Source organism: Jannaschia formosa (assembly GCF_003340555.1).
GTDB classification, from domain to species: domain Bacteria; phylum Pseudomonadota; class Alphaproteobacteria; order Rhodobacterales; family Rhodobacteraceae; genus Jannaschia; species Jannaschia formosa.
This window is the reverse complement of record NZ_QPLJ01000034.1, coordinates 1-19,713: the sequence shown is the minus strand read 5'-3', so window position 1 is coordinate 19,713 and position 19,713 is coordinate 1. Positions and strand designations below refer to the sequence as shown.

General features: G+C 72.4%; 20 protein-coding genes. 11 read left to right on the top strand and 9 right to left on the bottom strand.

Translation table 11 applies throughout. The annotated features are described in order from the left end of the window. Positions 1-41: 41 nt before the first annotated feature. From DR046_RS20695 to DR046_RS20680, 4 genes are all read right to left on the bottom strand, one after another. Positions 42-1,139: an ABC transporter ATP-binding protein gene (locus tag DR046_RS20695; protein WP_115384284.1), complete on the bottom strand. Its 1,098-nt coding sequence runs from the start codon at positions 1,137-1,139 to the stop codon at positions 42-44. Positions 1,140-1,150: 11 nt separating this feature from the next. Continuing rightward, positions 1,151-2,032 (bottom strand): carbohydrate ABC transporter permease, encoded by an 882-nt coding sequence (locus DR046_RS20690; protein ID WP_209313635.1) that lies wholly within the window; start codon positions 2,030-2,032, stop codon positions 1,151-1,153. A 55-nt stretch (positions 2,033-2,087) separates the two neighbouring features. Next, positions 2,088-3,026 (bottom strand): carbohydrate ABC transporter permease, encoded by a 939-nt coding sequence (locus DR046_RS20685; protein ID WP_115384265.1) that lies wholly within the window; start codon positions 3,024-3,026, stop codon positions 2,088-2,090. Between the two features lie 90 nt (positions 3,027-3,116). After that, a complete protein-coding gene (locus tag DR046_RS20680) occupies positions 3,117-4,358 on the bottom strand; it encodes an ABC transporter substrate-binding protein (protein WP_115384264.1) in 1,242 nt (413 codons plus the stop codon). Between the two features lie 108 nt (positions 4,359-4,466). On the opposite strand from DR046_RS20680, the gene DR046_RS20675 reads away from it, so the two are divergent. The 5 genes from DR046_RS20675 to DR046_RS20655 all read left to right on the top strand — a co-directional run bounded on the left by DR046_RS20675 (position 4,467) and on the right by DR046_RS20655 (position 9,217). Beyond that, on the top strand, positions 4,467-5,489 hold the full coding sequence (locus DR046_RS20675; RefSeq protein WP_245191034.1) for a substrate-binding domain-containing protein: 1,023 nt from the start codon (positions 4,467-4,469) through the stop codon (positions 5,487-5,489). 100 nt (positions 5,490-5,589) lie between these two features. Beyond that, positions 5,590-6,183: a hemerythrin domain-containing protein gene (locus tag DR046_RS20670; RefSeq protein ID WP_115384262.1), complete on the top strand. Its 594-nt coding sequence runs from the start codon at positions 5,590-5,592 to the stop codon at positions 6,181-6,183. Positions 6,184-6,196: 13 nt separating this feature from the next. Continuing rightward, a complete protein-coding gene (locus tag DR046_RS20665; protein WP_115384261.1) occupies positions 6,197-7,189 on the top strand; it encodes an aldo/keto reductase in 993 nt (330 codons plus the stop codon). A 161-nt stretch (positions 7,190-7,350) separates the two neighbouring features. Next, positions 7,351-7,965, top strand: coding sequence for a recombinase family protein (locus DR046_RS20660; RefSeq protein WP_115384260.1), 615 nt, complete (start codon positions 7,351-7,353; stop codon positions 7,963-7,965). Between the two features lie 565 nt (positions 7,966-8,530). Further along, positions 8,531-9,217 (top strand): DUF2238 domain-containing protein, encoded by a 687-nt coding sequence (locus DR046_RS20655; RefSeq protein WP_115384259.1) that lies wholly within the window; start codon positions 8,531-8,533, stop codon positions 9,215-9,217. Here the strand turns inward: DR046_RS20655 and DR046_RS20650 are convergent. From DR046_RS20650 to DR046_RS20640, 3 genes are read right to left on the bottom strand one after another with little or no spacing between them, the layout of a single operon-like run. Beyond that, entirely contained in the window at positions 9,176-10,426 is a 1,251-nt protein-coding gene (locus DR046_RS20650; protein WP_115384258.1) for a hydroxysqualene dehydroxylase, read from the bottom strand. The genes DR046_RS20655 and DR046_RS20650 overlap by 42 nt on opposite strands. Beyond that, positions 10,423-11,298 carry a squalene/phytoene synthase family protein gene (locus tag DR046_RS20645; RefSeq protein WP_115384283.1) on the bottom strand — a complete coding sequence of 292 codons (876 nt, stop codon included), beginning with the start codon at positions 11,296-11,298 and terminating at the stop codon, positions 10,423-10,425. Before DR046_RS20645 ends, DR046_RS20650 begins: the two co-directional genes overlap by 4 nt. Continuing rightward, on the bottom strand, positions 11,295-12,185 hold the full coding sequence (locus DR046_RS20640; RefSeq protein ID WP_209313634.1) for a squalene/phytoene synthase family protein: 891 nt from the start codon (positions 12,183-12,185) through the stop codon (positions 11,295-11,297). Before DR046_RS20640 ends, DR046_RS20645 begins: the two co-directional genes overlap by 4 nt. Positions 12,186-12,248: 63 nt before the next feature. On the opposite strand from DR046_RS20640, the gene DR046_RS20635 reads away from it, so the two are divergent. From DR046_RS20635 to DR046_RS20610, 6 genes are read left to right on the top strand one after another with little or no spacing between them, the layout of a single operon-like run. Then, positions 12,249-12,665 carry a DUF2141 domain-containing protein gene (locus tag DR046_RS20635; RefSeq protein WP_209313633.1) on the top strand — a complete coding sequence of 139 codons (417 nt, stop codon included), beginning with the start codon at positions 12,249-12,251 and terminating at the stop codon, positions 12,663-12,665. After that, positions 12,662-14,230: a phytoene desaturase family protein gene (locus tag DR046_RS20630; protein ID WP_115384257.1), complete on the top strand. Its 1,569-nt coding sequence runs from the start codon at positions 12,662-12,664 to the stop codon at positions 14,228-14,230. The genes DR046_RS20635 and DR046_RS20630 overlap by 4 nt, the downstream gene beginning before the upstream one ends. After that, positions 14,227-15,741, top strand: a complete 1,515-nt coding sequence (locus DR046_RS20625; RefSeq protein WP_115384256.1) for a phytoene desaturase family protein — start codon at positions 14,227-14,229, stop codon at positions 15,739-15,741. Before DR046_RS20630 ends, DR046_RS20625 begins: the two co-directional genes overlap by 4 nt. Next, positions 15,738-16,544, top strand: coding sequence for a lysophospholipid acyltransferase family protein (locus DR046_RS20620; protein WP_115384255.1), 807 nt, complete (start codon positions 15,738-15,740; stop codon positions 16,542-16,544). The genes DR046_RS20625 and DR046_RS20620 overlap by 4 nt, the downstream gene beginning before the upstream one ends. A 14-nt stretch (positions 16,545-16,558) precedes the next feature. Then, positions 16,559-17,692, top strand: coding sequence for a glycosyltransferase family 2 protein (locus DR046_RS20615; RefSeq protein WP_115384254.1), 1,134 nt, complete (start codon positions 16,559-16,561; stop codon positions 17,690-17,692). After that, positions 17,692-19,065, top strand: coding sequence for an aldehyde dehydrogenase family protein (locus DR046_RS20610; RefSeq protein WP_115384253.1), 1,374 nt, complete (start codon positions 17,692-17,694; stop codon positions 19,063-19,065). Before DR046_RS20615 ends, DR046_RS20610 begins: the two co-directional genes overlap by 1 nt. A gap of 142 nt (positions 19,066-19,207) precedes the next feature. On the opposite strand, the gene DR046_RS20605 is transcribed toward DR046_RS20610, so the two are convergent. Together DR046_RS20605 and DR046_RS20600 are read right to left on the bottom strand one after the other, a co-directional pair. Further along, entirely contained in the window at positions 19,208-19,513 is a 306-nt protein-coding gene (locus DR046_RS20605) for a hypothetical protein (RefSeq protein WP_115384252.1), read from the bottom strand. Continuing rightward, on the bottom strand, positions 19,510-19,713 hold a 204-nt coding region (locus DR046_RS20600; protein WP_135227358.1), incomplete at its 5' end, for a transposase. The genes DR046_RS20600 and DR046_RS20605, both read right to left, overlap by 4 nt.

Genomic DNA, 19,713 nt, shown 5'->3' with positions numbered 1-19,713 from the left:
GCCGGATGTCCGGGGCCGCGCCGCGTGCGGGGCGCGGCCGGTCACAGGCGCGCCTCGGTGCCCGCGTCGAAGAGGCTGGCCTTGCCCATGGCAGGCACCAGCGTCACGCGGCTGCCGCGGCGATGGGAGGTCTCGACCGGAACGCGGACCGAGACCTTCTGCCCCTCCACCTCCGTCCAGAGCAGCTTGTCGGCCCCCATCGGCTCGTCGATGTCGACGGTGGCCGCCAGGCCTTCGGCGCCTTCGGGCGCGACGGCGATATGCTCGGGGCGCAGGCCCAGGATCGCCGCGCCGAGCGTGCCGGGCGCATCACCCTCGTAGCCGTCCAGCGCGAGGGACTGGCCGCCGACATGGAACCGTCCGCCCGCGATGCGGCCCTCCAGCATCGACATGGCCGGCGAGCCGATGAAGCCCGCGACGAAGAGGTTGGCGGGCCGGTCGTAAATCTCCAGCGGGGCGGCGAGCTGCTGGATCACGCCGCCGCGCATCACCGCGATGCGGTCGGCCAGCGTCAGCGCCTCGATCTGGTCATGGGTGACGTAGACCATCGTGTTTTCCAGCTGCGCATGCAGGCGCTTCAGCTCGACCCGCAACTCGGCGCGCAGCTTGGCGTCGAGATTGGACAGCGGCTCGTCGAAGAGGAACACGTCGACGTCGCGCACCAGCGCCCGGCCGATGGCGACGCGCTGTCGCTGCCCGCCCGACAGCGCGCCGGGCTTGCGGTCGAGCAGCGGCTCGATCTGCAGGATGCGCGCCGCGCGGGCCACGCGCTCGGCGATCTCCGCCTTCGGCATCCGCTGGTTCTTCAGCCCGAAGCTGAGATTCCCGCGCACCGTCATCTGCGGGTAGAGCGCGTAGGACTGGAACACCATGCCGATGCCACGGTCCTTGGGCTCTTCCCAGGTGACGTTACGGCCCTTGATCCAGATCTGGCCGTCGGTGATCTCCAGCAGCCCCGCGATGCAGTTGAGCAGCGTGGACTTGCCGCAGCCCGAGGGCCCCAGCAGCACCAGGAACTCCCCGTCGCGCACGTCGACGTTCAGCCCCTTGAGGACCTGCACCGCGCCGAAGCTGAGCATCAGGTCCCGCACCGAGACGGAGGCGTCGGCGAGGCGCGCGGAACCGCTGTCGAAGGCCATCATGTTCTCCCTCATCCCTTCACCGCGCCGGCGGCGATGCCGCGCACGAAGAGCTTGCCGGACGCGAAGTAGATGACCAGCGGCACCAGCCCGGTCAGCAGCGTCGCGGCCATGTTGACGTTGTATTCCTTCACCCCCTGCACCGAGTTGACGATGTTGTTGAGCTGCACCGTCATCGGATAGGTCTCGGGCCGCGCGTAGACGACGCCGAACAGGAAGTCGTTCCAGATGCCCGTGACCTGGATGATCATCGCGACCACGAAGATCGGCAGGGACATCGGCAGCATGATCTTGAAGTAGATGCCCCAGAACCCGGCCCCGTCGACGCGCGCGGCCTTGAACAGCTCTTCGGGGACCGAGGCAAAGTAGTTGCGGAAGAGCAGCGTCAGGATCGGCATCCCGAAGATCGTGTGGACCAGCACCAGCCCCGTGATCGAGCCGTAGATCCCCAGCTCCCTGAGCAGGATGACCACCGGGTAGAGCATCACCTGATAGGGGATGAAGGCGCCGACGATGAGGATGGCGAAGAACGTCTCGGAGCCCCTGAACCTCCAGTTCGACAGCGCGTAGCCGTTGACGCTGGCCACCGCGATCGAGATGACCAGCGACGGGATCAGGATCCGCACCGAGTTCCAGAAGCCGCGGCTGAGCCCGTCGCAGTTGATCCCTGTGCAGGCCTCCGCCCAGGCCTTCACCCAGGGCTGGAACGTCACCTCGACCGGCGGGGCGAAGATGTTGCCCATGCGGATCTCGGGCATGCCCTTGAGCGAGGTCATCACCATCACCCAGAGCGGCAGCAGGTAGTAGAGCGAGACCAGCAGCAGCGTGCCATACAGGAAGACGTTGCCGCGGCTCAGGCGCCGCCGGGGCCGCGCGCCGCGGGGGCCGGACATCGGGCCCGCGCCGATCGCGTCGGCGGAGAGGGCAGCCGCGCCCAGGGTTGCGGGATTAGCCACGCCTGCGTCCTCCGAATTCGAGATAGGCCCAGGGAATCAGGATGATGACCACCATCACCAGCATCATCGTCGAGGCGGCGAAGCCCTGGCCCAGGTTCTGGCCGCCGAAGGTCGCCTGCATCACGTATTTCGCGGGCACCTCGGAGCTGATGCCCGGCCCGCCCGAGGTCATCGCGACGACGAGGTCGTAGAGCTTGACGATGCCGCTGGTGATGAGCACCAGCGCGGTGACGAAGACCGGGCGCATCATCGGGATGATGATCAGCACGTAGGTCTTCACCACGCCGATCCCGTCCACGCGCGCGGCCTTCCAGATGTCCTCGTCGATGCCGCGCAGCCCGGCGAGCATGATGCACATGATCAGCCCCGTGCCCTGCCAGAGACCGGCGATCAGCAGGCCGTACATCACGAGGTCCGGGTTGTTGAGCGGGTCGAAGGCGAAGCCCTCCCAGCCGGCGCCGCGGACGACGTTCTGGATCCCCAGATCGGGGTTCAGCAGCCACTGCCAGATCAGGCCCGTGACGATGAAGCTGAGCGCGAAGGGATAGAGGAAGATGGTGCGGAACGTGTCCTCGAACCGGATCTTGCGGTCGAGCAGCGCCGCGAGGACGAAGCCGATGACCAGCGTGCCGACGATCGAGAAGATCCCGTAGATGGCGAGGTTCTCGATCGAGACCAGCCATTTGCGCGACGACCAGAGCCGCTCGTACTGGTCCAGCCCGACCCAGTTCAGTCGCGGCAGAAGGCCCGATCCGGTGAAGGAATGGACGACGGTCCAGATCGTCCCGCCCAGGAACACGACGAGCGCGACGAAGATCATCGGCACCATCGCGACCTTGGCCTGCAGGTTCTGGAACAGGCGGACGGGGCGCCGCGTAGCGCCGCGGGGCCTGTCCCCGGGGGCGCGGTCGGCGTCTTCGGCGATGGCCATGGATCTGCTCCCCTCCTGGCGGCGCCCTCCCGGCGCGCGCCGACGGTGCGGCGGCCGGGCCCCGCGCGGGGCCCGGCCGCCGGCGTTCGGTCAGTCGGCGTCCGCGATGACCTCGGCGTAGCGCGCCTGCACGTCCTCGGCGGTCATCGAGGGCGTGTTCCAGAACTCCGTCATCAGGTCGTTGAGCTGGGTGATCGTGTCCGGCGAGACGAGTTGCTCGGTCGAGGGCAGCGTCTGGTCCTTGGCCAGCAGGTCGAGACCCTTCTGCGTGCACTCGTTCACCGTGGTCAGGTCGACATCGCCGCGGATCGGCAGCGAGCCCTTGACCGAGTTGAACGAGACCTGGACCTCGGGGCTGAGCAGCAGCGCGGCCAGCTCCTTCTGGGCGGCCTCGACGGCCGGGTCGTCCTGCTTGGGGAAGTAGAACGCATCGCCGCCGGTCTGCAGATAGGCGCCGAGGCCGAGACCCGGCAGGCAGCCGTAATCCTCGCCGGCCGTCTTGCCCGCCACCGCGAACTCGCCCTGCGCCCAGTCGCCCATGATCTGCGCGCCGGCCTCGCCGGTGATCACGGCGTTGGTCGCCTGGTTCCAGTCCTGCCCGCTCCAGCCCTGCGCCAGGTCGCGCGCCTCGGCATAGGCCTCGAAGGCGCGGCCGTAATCCTCGCCGAGGACCGTGTCGGCGTTCTTGTCGCGCATCACCGAAAGCCACGCCTCCGGCCCGGCGATGGCGATGGCCATGACGTTGTTGAACGCGCCCGACTGCTGCCAGGCCTGGCCGCCCATGGCGAGCGGGGTGACCCCGGCCTCGCGCAGGGCGGGGGCGCTCTCGATGAAGCCGGTCCAGTCGGTCGGCATCTCGAGGCCGGCCTTCTCGTAGGCGGGACCGGACAGCCACATCCAGTTCCAGGAGTGGATGTTGATCGGCGCGCAGTAGATGCGGCCGTCGATCGTGCAGGACTCGAGCAGCCCCGGCGGGTTGACGATGTCGGTCCAGCCCTGCGCCTCGGCGACGTCGGTGAGGTCGAGCAGCAGGCCCGCCTCGATCAGCTCCTCCGCCTGGCGGCCGTGGTTGAACTGGAACGCGGCGGGCGGATCGCCCCCGATGATGCGGCTGACCATGACCGGGCGAGCCGTGTCGCCGCCGCCGGCGATGGCGCCGTCCACCCAGCTATGCGGGGTCTTCTCGTCGAGCGCCTCGGCGAACTTGCCGACGGCGGCAGCCTCTCCGCCGGAGGTCCACCAGTGCATGACCTCGAGGTCGACACCGTCCTGGGCCTGGGCCGCGCCCATCGTCGCGGCACTGCACAGCAGCGCCCCCAAAGTGGTTCTCATCGCCTATCCTCCCTGAACGGCAACGTTGCAGTAATTTGCTAAAACGTTATAATCTGAGTTGGCAAGTGGCTATTCTAGAATCCGCTCCCTTCCTGTATGCGAAAGACCATGCCCCCCTCCGACGCCAAGCCGCGCCCCACCCTGAAGTCGATCGCCACCGAGACCGGCCTCGCCGTCACCACGGTCAGCCGGGCGCTGAGCGATGCGCCGGATATCGGGGCGGGCACCAAGGCCCTCGTCCGCGAGGTCGCCGCACGGGTCGGCTACCGGCCCAACCGCGCGGGGGTGCGCCTGCGCACCGGGCGCAGCAACGTCATCTCGATCCTGATGTCGCAGGGGCGGGACTTGACCGGCCACACCGCGCGGCTGATCCACGCCTTCGCGACCGAGCTGCGAGACACGGGCTTCCATCTCATCGTGACGCCGACCTTCGACGACGAGGACCCGCTCGAACAGCTGCGCTACCTGCGCGACACCGGCTCGGCGGATGCGGTCGTCATCAACAAGGTGCAGCCCCGCGATTCCCGGATCGCCTTCCTGCACGAGCATTCCATCCCCTTCGTCACCCACGGGCGCAGCGACATGGGGATCGCCCATGGCTGGTACGATTTCGACAACACGCGCTTCGCCACCCTGGCCGTCGAGGCGCTCGCCGCCCGCGGGCGGCGGAACCTGCTGGTCGTCGCGCCGCCGATCGAGCAGAACTACGCGCAGCACATCATGGCGGGCGCCGAGGCCGCCGCGCGGGCGGCGGGCATGCGGTGCAGGCGGCTGGAGGAGGCGACCTCGGACGCGCCCGGAGACGCGATCGAGGCGGCCGTCTCGGCAGCCCTCGCCGACACCGCCCCGGACGCCGCGCCCGACGCCATCCTCTGCGCCTCGACCGCCTCGACCATCGCGGCGGCGGCCGCCATCGAGGAGGCGGGGCTGACCATCGGGCAGGATGTCGACCTCGCCGCCAAGGAGCCGTTCCCCTTCCTGCGCCGCTTCCGCGCTCCGATCATCGCGCTGCCCGAGAACGTGAGCGGGGCGGGCACCTTCCTGGCGCGGGCGGCGCTGGCCGCGATCCGGCGCCCCGGGGATCCGCCGATGACCCATCTGGAGATCCCCGAGCCTCCGCCCGGGGACTGACGGCGGTGCACGATCCCACAGGCGCTGTGCCGTCCTGCATCGACGGTCCCGGCGCGATCCACCCTATCTCTGGTGTCCCCCCAGGACGAGGACCCGCGACATGACCGACCCCACCCCCGGAGACCCGGCCACCGACCTCGCGCTGCGGCTGGCCCTGCCCGATGCGTTGCGCGTCCTCGCCGAGGAATTCCCGCGCGCCGGCTGGGCCGAGGCGCAGGGGCCGTTCCGCAACCTGGTCCTGTTCTGGCTGGACAAGCACATGTCCTTCCGCCGCCTGCTCGACCGGCTGGAGGCGGACGCGCAGGCCGCGCTCGACGGCGCCGATCCGATGGCCTACCGCCGGTCGCTCGCCCGGCATGGCGGGATGCTCATCAACGAGCTGCACGGCCATCACATGATCGAGGACGCGCAATACTTCCCCGTGATGGAAAGGGCCGACCCGGTCTTCGCCCAGGGGCTCAAGATCCTCGATGCCGATCACCAGGCGCTCGACGCGCTGCTCCACGAGATGACGGACGGGGCAAACGCGGTGCTGCGGGACAACGCCGGAGGGCCCGGCTTCCGCGACCGCGTCGGCGGCCTGTCGAAGATCCTGGCGCGCGGTGGCCCGTTGCTGCAGCGCCATTTCGAGGACGAGGAGGAGCTGGTCGTGCCGGTCCTTCTCAAGCATGAACCGGCCGCGCTGGCCTACTGAACCGGAGATCGCCATGACCCTGCCCACCCGTCCCTTCGCCCGTGCCGGCTGGCAAGTTTCCGAGATCGGCTTCGGCGCCTGGGCCATCGGCGGCACCTGGGGCCGCGTGGACGAGACGGATGCCCGCGCCGCGCTCCATGCCGCGCTCGACGCCGGGGTGACCTTCATCGACACGGCGGATGTCTATGGCGACGGCCGGTCCGAACGGATCATCGCGGAGGTGCTGGCCGAGCGCGGCGGCCCGCGGCCCCTCGTCGCCACCAAGCTGGGCCGCCGTCTCGATCCGCATGTGAGCGCGGGCTACACGGCCGCCAACATGGAGGCCTTCGTCGACCGCTCCCTGAGGAACCTGCGCAGCGAACGCCTCGACCTCGTGCAGCTGCATTGCCCTCCGGCGCCCGTCCTCTACGACCCGGAAGTGTTCGGTGCGCTCGACGACCTGAAGTCCAGGGGCAAGATCGCGCAGTATGGCGTGTCGGTCGAGAAGGTCGAAGAGGGGCTCAAGGCCCTCGAATGGCCGGGCGTCGTCTCGGTGCAGGTGATCTACAACATGCTGCGCCAGCGCCCCGCCGAACTGCTGCTGCCCCGCGCCCGCGCAATGGGGGTGGGCGTCATCGTGCGCGTTCCGCTCGCCTCGGGGCTGCTGACGGGCAAGATGGACCGCGCCTCGACCTTCGAGGCCGACGACCACCGCGCCTTCAACCGCGACGGGTCGGCCTTCGACAGGGGCGAGACCTTCGCCGGCGTGCCCTTCGAGGTCGGGTTGGAGGCGGTCGAGGCCCTGCGCCCGCACGTCCCAGGAGGCGCCACCCTGGCGCAGACGGCGCTGCGCTGGATCCTGATGACGGACGGGGTCAGCACGGTCATTCCGGGCGCGAAATCCGCCGCCCAGGCCGAGGCCAATGCCGCCGCCGCCGGGCTCGCCCCCCTGCCGCAGACGGCGATGGAGGCGGTTCGGGACGTCTACGACCGCCTGATCGCGACGCATGTCCACCAGCGCTGGTGACCGAGGGGCACCGGCACCCTGTCCGGCGTCCCGACAGGGCCAGGGGGCGTCCGTAACCGAAGGGTTCCGGACGCCCTCTGTGCGACCTGTCCGAAATTTTGCTTGACAGGGATACGGACTTGCTTGATGATCCGGACGCCCCTTTCGGACGAACGCGCCCCATGCCCCGCACCTTCGCCTATGCCCGCGTCTCGACCCTGGGCCAGACCGTCGAGACCCAGCTCCACGAGATCGCCGCGGCGGGCTTCGCGGTGGAGCCGCACCGCATCGTCTCCGAGACCGTCTCCGGCTCCGAGGCGATCGCGCGCCGGCGGGAGTTCGCGCGCCTTCTGGACCGGCTGGAGCCGGGGGACGTGCTGGTCGTCACCCGGCTCGACCGGCTGGGCCGCGACGCGATGGACGTGGCGGCCACGGTGGCGAAGCTCGACGAGATGGGGGTCCGGGTGCATTGCCTGGCGCTCGGGGGCGTCGACCTGACCTCCTCGGCGGGGCGGATGACGATGGGCGTCATCAACGCCGTTGCCCAGTTCGAGCGCGACCTCCTGATCGAGCGCACGCAATCGGGGCTGGCCCGCGCCCGGGCCGAGGGCAAGCGGATCGGGCGACCGCCCTCGCTGTCGCCCGATGCCCGCGCCGCGGTGCGCGCAGGGCTGGACGCGGGCGAAAGCGTCTCGGCCCTGGCCCGCCGCCACGGCACCAGCCGCCAGACCGTCCTGCGGATCAGGGATGCGGAGGCGGCGGAGAAGCGGCGGCAGTCGTCGCCCCAACCCCTCTAGACGCCGGATCCCTTCCCTTCCGCAGCGAGCCGCCCGGCTGGGGAAGGACGGATGGACGAGCCTGACGGCGGCGCGGACGGGCCGCGCCTTCCCTCCCCTCGTCGCCGCGCGCCGCCGATCGGCGCCCATTTCGACCCCGTGGCGGTCGGCGCCTCACCTCGGTCGTGCTCACCGGCGGCCCGCCACATCATCGACGGCGCACAGGGCCGCGCCATGTGGGTCCCGGACGAAACGTCGGACGACGCTTCGGAGACCCCGTGCGGACGGGGCGGCCCCGGATGTCGCGCAAATCGGCCGATGGCCGGAGTTCCCCTTTCCCCGGACGGACCTGTGCCACAGCTTCCGTGGCGGGCGGTCGTCCTGTCGCGTCTGGCCATCCCGATGGGCCAACGGTAGGAAACGGAGGCAATGGATTGTTTCAGAAACGATATCCGGCACAGCGGCGGGGCGGGATCCGGTGTCGCCCCGGTGCGGCGGCGGACGATGCCGCAGGCCCGCTAGCCGCCTCGTGCGCGATGGCCGAAGAGACGGACCGCGACGCGGGCAGGCGCCCGGAGCGGGTATCGTGAGGCATCCCTTCCCGGATCGCTGGCGGCCGTTCGTCCGCCCCTGGCGGCTGCTGGCGGCGGGCGCCAGCCTCGCGGCGCTGGCCTGGGCGGCGCCCGGGCTGGCCGGCGTCGTGCTGGGCGTGCTGGTGCTGGCCGTGCTTCTGCCCTGCTTCGAATGGGTCTCGGGGCTGCGCTTTCCGCTTCGACTGCATGCCGGCATCCTCGGGTTCAGTGCCGTGACCCTGGTGGCCGCGGAATGGGCCGACGGGTACGAGATGCTGCCGGCGCTGGACCTCGTGCTGCACGCGACCAGCACGACGGTGCTCGCCGTGCTGGGCTTCGGCATCGCGATGACGGCGACCGGGGGCGCGCGGCCGGTCAAGGCGTGGTGGGTGCTGGGCGTGCTGGCCTTCGGCTTCGCGATGATGGTCGGCGCGATGTGGGAGATGCTGGAGTTCGGGCTCGACCAGGCGTTCGGGCTGAACACGCAGGAGGGCGCCTTCGACACCATGACCGACATCGTCGCCAATACCCTCGGCGCCGCCTGGGGGGCCTGGGCCGCGGGGCGCGCGGCCTCCGGGCGCGGGGTGCCGCCGCCGTCGGGGCTGCTGATCGACGCGCTCGACGCCAACCCGGTGCTGTTCCCCCGCTGGAAGGGCGCGTCAGGCGGCGAGCGCGGCGCGCGCGGCCCGCTCGCCCGATAGGACCGCGCCCTCCAGCGTGGCGGGCAGGCCGGTCGCGGTGTGGTCTCCGGCGAGGAACAGGTTCGGCCGCGCCGTCCGCGGCCCGGCGCGGCGGGCCGCGCCCACGGGCGACTGGTCGAAGGTCGCGGCCCGCTCGCGCAGCAGGCGCGCGGCGGGCATCGCCTCCGGGACCCGGCCCCCATGGGCCGCGACGGCCGCCGCCACCTCGGGCCAGAGCAGGTCCAGAGACTCCGCCCGCCCGGCTTCGCCCAGGGGGGACCGCTCCGCCGCCGAGACGGTGACCGAGACCACGTCGCCGCGGGCAAACAGCCACTGCGCGGCCCCGCCCAGCACCGCCAGGATTGGCGGCAGGCCGTGGCCCGGCACGAGGAAATGGGCGTTGACGATCGACCGGCCCGGCCCGGGCAGCGCCAGATCCGGCAGCAGCGGCGCCAGGTGCTGCGGGGGCAGGGCCAGCACCACGACATCGCCGGGGGCGAGGTCGATGCGGCCGTCCCGCGTCTCGACCGCCGTCACCCGCTCCGCGCCGTGCAGCGTCCGGACGGGCTGGCGCAGCTGCGGCAGGCAGCCCTGGGCGGCCAGCACCGCCAGCGCCGGCTCGACCAGCGCGGCGCCCAGCCCCCCGGGCGCCAGGACCGGACGGCAGGCCCCTGCCCCGCGCGCGAAGCTGCGCAGGAGTGCGGCGCGCAGCAGCCCCGCATCGCCCGCCTCGGGGTCCTCGTTCAGGACGGCGCGGGTCATCGGGTCCCAGAACGCCGCCCAGGCCGGACCGCCCGCGCCCAGGGCCCCGGCCACCGTCGCCCCCCGCCGCGCCGTCAGCAGGCGGGCCACGTCGCGCGCCAGCGCCCCCGCGCCCACCCCCGGCGGGCGCGCGCCCGGCATCAGCGCGCCCAGCGGCCCGCGCCCCGGCCGCACCGTCCAGCGCGCCCCGCTGGCGAGGTCGAGAAAGGGAAAGGCCGCCGGACGGGTTTTCAGCGCCCCCGCCCCGCCGATCCGGTCGGCCCAGCCCAGCACGGCGCGGTTGGCCGACAGGATCAGGTGGTTGCCGTTGTCGATGACCCGGCCCAGCCGGTCGTCCCGGTAGGAGCGGCAGCGCCCGCCCGCCTTGGGCGAGGCCTCCAGCAGGGTCACGCGCAGCCCCGCTGCCGTCAGGCGTTCGGCGGCGACCAGGCCCGCCAGCCCGGCCCCCGCGACGACCGCGTGCCTCACCGCGCGCCGCGCGCCGCGACGGCGACCGCGACCCCGTCGAGCACCTTGCCCCACCGCGACCGGCGCGGGGGCGGGCGGGACCAGTCGGCCTCCCAGCGGCGCAGCATGCGCTCATAGGGGCCCATCATCAGCAGCGCGGGCAGAAGCGGCATCCGGCGATGCGCCGGGATCTCGCGGGCGGCGGCCTCGAAGGCCGTGCGCGCCTCGCGGCCCAGGGCGGCGCGGGCCAGCGGAAGGTTCGGATGCGCGGCGGCGCCGGCGGGGTCGCGCGGCAGGCCGGCCGCGTCGAGCACGTGCACGGGCAGGTAGAGCCGCCCCATCGCCGCGTCCTCGGCCACGTCGCGCAGGATGTTGGTCAGCTGCAGCCCCGAGGCCAGCGACAGCGCGAAGCGCTCCGACGGCGGGCCGAGCCAGGCGCCGAAGCAGCGCATCGACAGGATCCCCACCGCGCCGGCCACGCGGCGGATATAGGCCTGCAGCTCGGCCGCCGAGGGCGCGACGATGGCCTGCGCGTCCATCCGCATCCCTTCGAGGATCAGCTCGAACTCCCGGCGCGGCAGCTCGATGCGCTCGGCAGCGCGGGCGATCTCGGCGCCGATGGCGGTGCGGGGGCGGCCTGCGAAGACCTCCGCGATCTCCGCGTTCCACGCATCGAGCAGGCGCGCGCGCGTGGCGGGGTCCCGGCAGCCGGGCGCGTCGCCATCGGCCACGTCGTCCACCGCGCGGCACAGGGCATAGACGGCGTGGATGGCGCGCCGCCGGGGACCCGGCAGGATGCGCATGCCGGCCGCGAAGGAGGAGCCCGCCTGCGCCACCACGCGGCGCACCTCGGCCATGTCGCCGGCCGGTGTCGTGGCGGCCGCGAAGCTCATCGCGCGGCGGCCCATAGCCCGGCCAGCGCGGCGCGGGCGAAATCCAGGCGCGAGAGGGCCACGCGCGCCGCCAGCGGATCGCCGCGCCGCAGCCGCGCCGTCAGCCGCCGCGCCAGCCACAGCGTCGCCGCCGCCTGCCCCCGCAGACCCCGCGCCGCGATGCGCCCGGGCAGGGGCGCGGCCTCAGCCAGCAGCGCGTCGACCCCGTCGAGTGTGCGCGCCACGACCCGGGCCAGCGCCGGGGACAGGGAGGGGGCGCCCAGCTCCGCGTCGCGCGCCCCCGCCTCGGCCATCCAGTCGCCGGGCAGGTAGCGGCGGCCCAGCAGCCGGTGGTCCCCGCCCATGTCCTGAAGGTGGTTGAGCACCTGCAGCGCCGCACAAAGCGCGTCCGAGGGTGCCCGCGCGGCCTGCCCCTCGCCGTGCAGCGCCAGCAGCACCCGGCCCACGCTGGCCGCCGAGGACCGGCAATAGCCCATCAGGTCGTCCCAGTCGGCGCAGGCAGTGCCTCCCGCGGCGTCGCGGCGGAAGGCGGGCATCAGCCCGGCCGCCTCCCGCAGCGCGGCGGCGTCGCGGGGGGCGCGGCCCTCCGCCAGGGCGCGGCGCAGCGCCGCGCCCGCTCCGTCGCCCCGGGCCCCCCGAAGCCCGCCTTCCAGCACGTCGAGCCGCGCCTGCCGCGCCTCGGGGCTCGCGCGGGGGTCGTCGGCGGCGTCGTCGGCAGCGCGGGCGAAACGGTAGAAGGCCATCACCCGCCCGCGCAGGGCGGGGGCCAGCAATCGCGAGGCGACGGGGAAGTTCTCGTCCCGCGCGGCCGCGTCGAACTTCGCCTCCTCCGCCCGGGACGCGGCCGTCCCGTCCCGGACCCCTTCGATGAGCGACATGCGGATCATTCCCTGCCCGTGACATCCTCCTGCACCGATCTAGGTCGCTCGCCACGGGGTTGTAGGCAAGACATGACCATAACCAAAGCACTGATCGCAACCGCTGCCCTGGGCATGCCGGATCCGGCCGGCGCCGGTGAGCTGCGGATCGCCGTGGCGGGGCTGCGCTCTCCCGAGGGGGTGGTGCGCGTGGCCGTGTGCCCGGAAGGCAGCTTCACCCGGTCCGACTGCCCCTGGACCGGCACCGCGCCGGCCGCCCGCCCCGGGGTCGTCGTCACCGGCCTGCCCGAGGGGGTCTATGCGGTGCAGGCCTTCCACGACGAGGATTCGAACGGCGACCTGAACCGGCGCGGCCTGCGGCTGCGCGAGGGGATCGCCTTCTCCAACGACGCGCCGATGCGCTTCGGCCCGCCCCGCTTCCGCGACGCCGCGGTGCGGGTGGGGGCGGCGGGCGGTCGGCTCACGCTGCTGATGAGGTACTACGAATGAACGTCCAGACCGGCTCCTTCCCCGAGCTTCCGACCGACGCCCGCCGCGCCGTGGTGGTCGGGGCGGGGCCCGGCGGGCTGGCCGCCGCGATGCTGCTGCGCGCGCGGGGCGCCGAGGTCACGGTGCTCGAGAAGTCCGACCGCGTCGGCGGGCGCACCGCCTCCTTCACCCAGGACGGCTTCACCTTCGACTACGGGCCGACCTTCTATCTCTATCCGGACGTCCTGCGCGAGATCTTCGCGGCCTGCGGGCGGTCCCTCGACGAGGAGGTGGAGCTCAAGCGCCTCGATCCGATGTACCGGCTCCACTTCCACGACGGCAACACCTTCGACGCGACCCCCGACGTCGACCGCCTGACCGCCGAGGCCGCGCGCATCTCGCCCGAGGACGCGCCCAACGTGCACCGCTACCTGACCGAGAACACCGCCAAGTTCGATGTCTTCAAGCCGATCCTGCAGCGCCCCTTCAACGGGCCGCGCGACCTGTTCCGCATGGACATGCTGCGCGCCTTCCCGCTGTTCCGGCCCTGGCTGACGGTGGACCAGGACCTGCATCGCTGGTTCAGGCATCCCGACCTGCGGCTCGCCTTCAGCTTCCAGTCCAAGTATCTGGGCATGTCGCCCTTCAAGTGCCCGTCGCTCTTCACGATCGTGGCGCATGTCGAATACGGCTTCGGCGTCTTCCACCCCGTCGGCGGCTGCAACGCGATCCCGCGCGCGATGGCGCGGGTCGCGACCGAGATGGGCGTCGACATCCGCCTGAACGCCCCCGCCGAGGAGATCGAGTTCGACGGCCGCCGGGCCCGCGCCGTGCGCAGCGCCGGCGGCACCCTCCCCTGCGACGCGGTGGTGGTGAACGGCGACTTCTCGTCCACCATCCCGAAGCTGATCCCGAATGCCCGCCGCCGCCGCTGGACCGACGAGAAGATCGCCGGGAAGAAGTTCTCCTGCTCGACCTTCATGCTCTATCTCGGGATCGAGGGGCGCTACGACGACATGCACCACCACACGATCCACCTCTCCGAGGACTACCTCAAGAACATCCGCGAGATCGACGAGGGCCGCGCCCCCGAAGATCCGACGATCTACGTCCAGAACGCCTCGGTCACGGACCCGACGCTGGCGCCCGAGGGGCATTCGACGCTCTACGTGCTGGTTCCCACCGGCAACAATTCCGGCGGCGAGGACTGGAAGACGCTGGCGCCGAAATACCGCGAGAAGATCCTCGACCGGCTGTCGCAGCTGACCGGCCACGACATCCGGTCCCGCATCCGGACCGAGCGGATGATCACCCCCGACGACTGGGAGCATCAGATGGGCATCTATCGCGGCGCGACCTTCAACCTCGCGCATAACCTGGGCCAGATGCTGCACTGGCGGCCGCGCAACCGCTTCGAGGACGTGGACGGCGTCTACCTGACCGGGGGCGGCACGCATCCCGGCTCGGGCCTGCCCACCATCTTCGAAAGCGCCAAGATCGCCGCGCGGCTGGCGGCGGAGGACATGGGCCTTGATCGCGACGGTCCGGGTGCCGCGGCCCCCAGCCGGCAGGAGGCCGCGGAATGAGCCGGGTCGGGATCATTGGCGGCGGCCTCGGCGGCCTGGCCGCGGCGGCGACGCTGGCGGCGCGCGGCCACGAGGTGACGCTGCTGGAAAAGAACGCCTGGCTCGGCGGCAAGGCCGCCGTGCTGGAAGAGGAGGGGTTCCGCTTCGACATGGGGCCGACCATCCTGACCATGCCGCGGGTGCTGGAACGGGTCTTCGCCGAAGCCGGCCGCGACATGGCGGACTATCTCGACCTGCGCCGGCTCGATCCCCAATGGCGCTGCTTCTACGACGACGGCACCGTGCTCGACCTGCGCGACGACCCGAAGGACGCGGCGGCCGAGATCGGCAAGCTGTCGCCGCCGGACCGCGCGGGCTTCGAGCGCTTCATGGAGGTCGCCAGCCGGCTCTCGGAGGTCTCCGACAGGTTCTTCTTCTGGCGCTCGGTCGAGGACCTGCGCGACACGATGAACCTCAAGCAGAACATGAACCTCGGCACCCTGTCGGACGTGCTGGCGCTGCGCATGCACCGCACCGTGGCAGGGCAGATCAAGAAGGACGTGAAGGACCCCCGCGTCCAGCAGATGCTGGAGCATTTCATCCAGTATGTCGGCTCCAGCCCGCTGGCCTCTCCGGCGGTGCTCTGCGGGATCGCGCAGATGCAGCAGGGCGAGGGCGTCTGGTATCCGATGGGCGGCACCCGCGCCGTGCCCGCCGCGCTGACGCGCCTGGGCGAGGAGCTGGGGGTCGACTACCGCACCGGCGTCGATGTCGAGCGCATCGAGGTCGCGGACGGGCGCGCCGTGGCCGTGGTCGCGAATGGCGAGACGATGCGCTTCGACAGGGTCGTCTCGAACATGGATTCCGTGCGCACCTATCGCGAGCTGGTCGGCGGCAAGGCCTGGAAGGAGTTCGGCCACCGCAACCGCGAGGCGGCCTGCTCGGGCATCGTGCTCTATCTCGGGCTCGACCGCGCCTACGACCACCTCGCCCATCACAACTTCGTCTTCTCGCGCGACCCGAAGGAGGAGTTCGGCGCGATTTACGATCGTGGCCTCCCTGCCCCCGACCCGACCGCCTACATCGCCGCGCCCGCCCGGACCGAGCCCGGCGTCGCCCCCGAGGGCGGCGAGGCGCTCTACATCCTCGTCCACACGCCGCATCTGCGCGACGGCCACGACTGGGCGAAGATGCTGCCCGGGGAGCGGGCGAAGATCATGGGCAAGCTCGCCCGCGCCGCGGGGATGGAGGATCTGGAAAGCCGCATCGTGCTGGAACGCACGCTGACCCCGCAGGACATCCACGACCGCTACAAGGTGCTCGACGGGGCGATCTACGGGCTGGTCAGCCACGGGCGCGTCAACGGCGCCTTCAAGCCGGGCAACCGCTCGCGCCAGGTCGAGGGGCTGTATCTCGCCGGCGGCTCGGCGCATCCGGGGCCGGGCATGCCGATGGCGCTGATGTCGGGCTGGATCGCGGCCGACAGCCTGGACCAGGACGCCCGGTCCAACGCGCCCGTCGCGGCGGAATGAGCCGCGCGGCGGAGATCCGGGACGATCCCGTCGCGCTGCGCGCGCCGCGCCTCTGCCGGTTCTTCACCGGCGTGATGGAGCGGCAGATGCGCCGCGGCTTCCGCGCCGTGCGGATGCTGCGCCCCGGCCTGCCGGACGTCTCCGCCGACGCGCCGCTGGTGGTCTATTCCAACCATCCCGGCTGGTGGGACCCGGCCTTCTACATCGTGCTTCAGGGCCGGGTGCTGCGGCGCGAGGGCTTCGGCCCGATGGAGGCCGACGCGCTGGAGCGCTATGGCTTCATGAAGCGCATCGGCATCTTCGGCGTCGATCCCGGCAGCCGGGCGGGGGCCGCACGTTTCCTGCGGGTCGGGGCGCATGTCCTGTCCGACCCGCGCCGCTGTCTCTGGATGACCGCGCAGGGCCGCTTCGCCGACCCGCGCGAGCGGCCGGTGGAGCTGCGGCCCGGCCTCGCCCATCTGATGGCCCGCGTGCCCGGGGCCGTCGCCCTGCCGCTGGCGCTCGAATACCCGTTCTGGAGCGAGAAGCGCCCCGAGGCGCTGTGCCATTTCGGCCCGCCCATCGCCCGCGCCGCGGATGCCGATGCCTGGCAGGCCGCGCTGACGGAGGGGCTGGAGGCGGCGCAGGACCGGCTCGCCGCCGCCGCGATGGCGCGCGACCCCGCCGCCTTCGAGACCGTGCTGGGCGGCCGGCGGGGCGTGGGCGGGCTCTACGGCGCATGGTCGCGCCTGCGCGCCGCCACCCGGGGCAAGTCCCACGATCCCGATCACCTGCCCGACCCGCCCCCGGCCAGCCAGAGGTAACCCGCCAGGACATCATGAATTTCACCTTCACCCTTCTTTCCGCCATCTGCCTCGCCCTGGGCGGGCTCTATGCCGTGGTCACGCTGGTCAACCTCGCGGTGTTCCGCGCGCCGCGCCGCGGGGCCGCGGCCGGGGTGCCGGTCTCGGTCCTGATCCCCGCGCGCGAAGAGGCCGCCAACATCGCCGCCGCGCTGGATTGCGTCGCCGCCCAGACGGAGGCCCGGATCGAGGTGATCGTCTGCGACGACGGCTCGACCGACGGGACCGACCGCATCGTCGCCGCGCGCGCCGCCGCCGACCCGCGCATCCGCCTGATCCGCGGCGCCCCCCTGCCCCCGGGCTGGAACGGCAAGCAGCATGCCTGCCACCAGCTTGCCGCCGCCGCGCGCCATCCCCGCCTGCTGTTCCTCGACGCCGACGTGCGGCTGGCGCCCGACGCGGTGGCGCGGATGTCGGCCTACATGGACGAGAACGATCTGGGCCTGGTCTCGGGCTTCCCGCGCCAGATCACCCGGAGCCTGGCCGAGATGGTCGCCATCCCCCAGATCCTGGTGGTGCTGCTGGGCTACCTGCCCTTCCCGATGGCGCGGATGCTGCCCGGCACGGGCTTCGCCGCCGGCTGCGGGCAGCTGATGCTGGTCGAGGCCGAGGCCTATGCGCGCGCCGGTGGCCACGCCGCCTTCCGCGACCGCATGCATGACGGGCTGAACCTGCCCCGCAACATCCGCGCCTCGGGCGGCAGGACCGACATTCTGGACGCGACGCCGCTGGCGCATGTCCGGATGTACGACAACTGGCCCGACATCCGCGACGGCTTCACCAAGAACGCGACCGAGGGCATGGCCAAGCCGGTCGCCCTGCCCGTCTGGACGCTGCTGCTCGCGGGCGGGCACCTGCTGCCGCCCGTGGTGGCGCTGGTCGCCTGGGCCGCCGGGCAGGCCGAGGCGGCCGCCATCGCCGGGATCGCCACGGCGGCAGTGTTCCTGGCCCGGACGGCGCTGGCCCTGAAGGTCCGGCAGCATCCGCTCTCGGTCCTGCTGCATCCGGCGGGCGTGGTCGTGATGCTGTGGATCCAGTGGTCCGCTCTGCTGGGCCGCCGCCGCGGGGCGCAGGCCACCTGGCGCGGCCGCAGCTACGAGATGAACTGATGGAGGGCTCCGACCCCGTCCGCGCCGCCTTCGACCGCCTGCACGGGGCGTTCGACCTGGGCACCGTCCCGCCCGTCGCCGCCCGCCGCGCCCGCCTGGGCGAGCTGGCGCAGGCCCTGCGCGACGACCGGGAGCGGATCACCGCCGCCGTCTCCGAGGATTTCGGCCCGCGCGCCCGCGTCGAGACCCTGACCTCCGAGCTGGCCTTCACCCTCGAGGCGATCCGCGACCTGCGCGCCCGCCTGCCCCGCTGGGCCAGGCCGCGCCGCGCCCGCGTGCTGCGCCCCGTCCCCGGCCGCACCGAGATCTGGCGCGAGCCCAAGGGCGTGGTCGGTATCCTGTCGCCCTGGAACTACCCCCTGCAGCTCGCCCTCGTGCCGACGGCCTCGGCGGTGGCGGCGGGCAACAAGGTGCTGCTCAAGCCCTCCGAACGCAGCCCCGCCACCGCCGCCTATCTCGCCGATCTGATCGCCCGCGTCTTTCCGCCCGACGAGGCCGCCGTCGTGACCGGCGATGCCGGGATCGCCGCGCAGGTGACGGAACTGCCGCTCGGGCACCTGTTCTTCACCGGCTCGACCGAGACGGGCCGCAAGGTCGCGCTGGCCGCCGCGCGCAACCTCGTGCCGGTCACGCTGGAACTGGGCGGCAAGAGCCCGGCCATCGTCCTGCCCGGCGCACAGCCGGCCGACCACGCCGACGCGATCGCCTGGGGCAAGTGGTTCTCAGCGGGGCAGACCTGCGTCGCGCCCGATCACCTCCTGGTGCCGCGCGGCACCGCCGCGGCCTGGGCCGACGCGCTGCTCGAGGCGGCGGGGGGCTTCCTGCAGCGGCCCGGCGACTACACCGCGATGATCGACGCGCGGGCACGGGACCGCGCGCTGGCCATGATCGAGGAGGCCCGCGCCGCCGGCGCCGAACTGCGTGCGCTCGAGGCCGGGGCGCCGCATGTCCCGCCGACGATCGTGCTGAACCCGCCCGAGGACGGAACGCTCATGCGCGAGGAGATCTTCGGCCCCGCCCTGCCGATCCTCGAATACGACGACACCGACCAGGTGATCGCGCGCCAGCGCGGCCGGACACCGCTCGCGGCCTATGCCTTCGGGCCGGACCGGGACGCGGCGCGCGACCTGCTCGCGCGCATCCGCTCCGGGGGGGCGGCGACCAACGCGGCGATCCTGCATCTGGCCGTGCACGACCTGCCCTTCGGCGGCATCGGCGCGTCGGGCATGGGCGCTTATCACGGCGACCGGGGGCTCGACGCCTTCACCCACGAGCGGGGGGTCTTCCACGCGGCGCGCGGGCCCTGGCTGCGCCTGCTGTCCCCGCCCCACTCCCCGATCGTCACCCGGTTCATCGAACGGATGGCACGCTGAGGCGCAGCTCGATACACGCCAAAGTTGCAGCCCAGCGTTTCCTGTCGCCGCTTGTGCCTTCTCTTTCCGGCGGACCCGCGCGAGGGCGTCTTGGAGTCGGGCGTCGCCGTCCCGCCCTCGGAGTTGCCGGCCGGCAACTCCGTCAGCCCGGCGCGGGCGCGCTGTGGCGCAGTGCCTGCAGCAGGTCGAACCGCCCTTCCGCCGACCGTCGGCACAAGGCGAGGAGGTAGGGACCCGGCGCCCCGAGCGTCGGCAGCCTGCGGTGCAGGTAGGCGAGCGCCAGCATCGCCCAGGCCCGGCCGTTGCGGTGGCGCGCGAGCTTCCAGGCATCTTCCACCCCCATCGCCAGGGCCGCATGCCGCGCCACCCCGTCGAGGTCGAGCGCTGCGGCTGTGACTCGGCGTGCAACTTTGGGTCTGACGCAAAGTTGGTGCATTTCCCGGTTCATGATGCCGCTACGAGGCGCGCTTTCAGGAGGTCGATGTTGGCCCGGCCATACATCTGGCGTTTGAGGGTTTTCAGGCGGCTGATCTGCCCCTCCGTCTGGCCGTTGGACCACGGCTCCGTCAGCGCTGCGGCAACGGCGGCGTGATCGCTGGCAAGGCCGCAGGCGAAGGAGGCGATCTCGCTCGTCGCCGCTTCGTCGAG